The organism is Thiohalocapsa sp. (assembly GCF_019695415.1).
In the GTDB taxonomy this organism is placed as follows: Bacteria; Pseudomonadota; Gammaproteobacteria; order Chromatiales; family Chromatiaceae; genus Thiohalocapsa.
Map to the genome: position 1 here is coordinate 1 of NZ_JAIFKJ010000341.1, position 1,639 is coordinate 1,639.

At 70.3% G+C, this 1,639-nt stretch carries 2 protein-coding genes; both read right to left on the bottom strand.

Annotation, left to right across the window (positions count from 1 at the left end; all coding sequences use genetic code 11):
• Positions 1 to 698, bottom strand: a 698-nt coding sequence (locus I6U14_RS09780) for an FAD-dependent oxidoreductase (RefSeq protein ID WP_296898870.1), incomplete at its 3' end; no start/stop codon positions are given.
• 193 nt (positions 699 to 891) lie between these two features.
• Positions 892 to 1,611, bottom strand: coding sequence for a tRNA threonylcarbamoyladenosine dehydratase (locus I6U14_RS09785; RefSeq protein WP_296898872.1), 720 nt, complete (start codon positions 1,609 to 1,611; stop codon positions 892 to 894).
• Positions 1,612 to 1,639 lie beyond the last annotated feature (28 nt).

Sequence of the window (1,639 nt, forward strand, 5' to 3'; positions counted from 1 at the left end):
TCCCCGAGCCAGAGCGGAAACTCACGCTGGAAGATGTCCACCGCGGCGCGGTTCAAGGCCGGGTCCTGGATACGCGAGATGCGCTCGCCGTGGTCGATGCCGGTGATGGCGACGCCGAGCCGGTGCAGGGCCTGGCCGATCTCCAGGCCGATGGGGCCTAGTCCGATGACCGCTACGGACGCCGGCAGTTCTTCCTGCTCGAAGACGTTGTCCACGGTGAGGATCCCGTCGGCGAGATCCTCCCGCCACGCATCCGGCACCACCGAGCGGGCGCCGGTGGCGACGACGATGGCGTTCGCGTGGATCTCCTGCTCGCCGACCCGCAGCCGCTGGGCATCGAGGAGCTCCGCATAGCCCTCGATGAGATGCTGGTCGTCCATCTCGTCAGTGGTGTTGGCCAGCACCAGATCCACGAAGGTGTCGCGCAGATCACGCATGTGCTCCAGCGCCGCCGGTCGGTTCAGCTGCAGCGCATCGCCGCCGGAAACGCCATAGCGTTCGAGCTTGTCGCGCATCTTGTAGGTGTCCGCCAGATGGATGGCGACCTTGGACGGCATGCAGCCGATGCGGGCGCAGGTGGTGCCGAGCGGCCCGCCGTTGATGAGCACCCAGTCGTCCGTAACCTTGCGGATCTCTTTGATCGCATTCAAACCGGCATGTCCCGCACCGATCACCGCCACATCCACCCGTTTCGTCATGATTCGCACCAGTCCGGTTCAACTGCGTCTGAGTCAAGAACCGCTGCCGGCCGACGGCGCAGCAAGGGCAGCGGAGTGCATGGGTGCAATCTAGCCGCAGCCTCTGCAGGAGATCATGGGAGGATGACCGCAGTCCGTGTGAGAAATGACCGACAATGCCCGTGGGTCATGTCCGAAGCGCGGACGAGCCCGCTCAGCGGCAGGGCAGGAGGCGGTCTGCGCCCTGCCCCGCCAGCAGTCGCCGCACCACGACGCCGGCCAGGGTCAGCCCGAACAGCGCCGGCATGTAGCTGATGGTGCCGTTGACGGCCCGGTCGCGGCCGCGGCCGGTGGGCTCCGGCGGCAGGGGCGGCAGCGGCGGCTCGTCGGACCACACTGCCAGCACACCTCGGCCATGGCCCGCCCGGCGCAGGCGCTTGCGCACTTCGCGGGCCAGGCGGCACTCGCGGGTGTCCATCAGGTCCGTGACATGGATGCGGGTCGGGTCCAGCCGGCCGCCGGCGCCCATGCTCGCCGCCACCGGCACGCCGGCCTCCAGGGCCGCTGCCAGCAGCGCCACCTTGCTCGCCAAGCTGTCGATGGCGTCAGCGACTTGGTCGAAGCCGCCCCCGGCCAGCAGCGCCGGCATGGCGTCGGCGGTGAGGAATGCGTCGTGGATGGTCAGCCGGCATTCCGGGTTGATGTCCGCGATGCGCGCAGCCATGACCTCCGCCTTGCTGCGGCCGAGGGTGCTGTGGAGCGCACAGAGCTGGCGGTTGAGGTTGGAGGGCGCGACCACATCGAAGTCGGCGACGGCCAGCCGCCCGACCCCGGCGCGGGCCAGGGCCTCGGCGGGGTCGGCGCCTTCGCCGCCGAGCCCGGCCAGCAGGACGAGGGCGGCCGTAAGCCGCTCGCAGCCGGCGGCGCCGGGCAGGCGCGCAGAGCGGCGGAGGCGGGGGGGG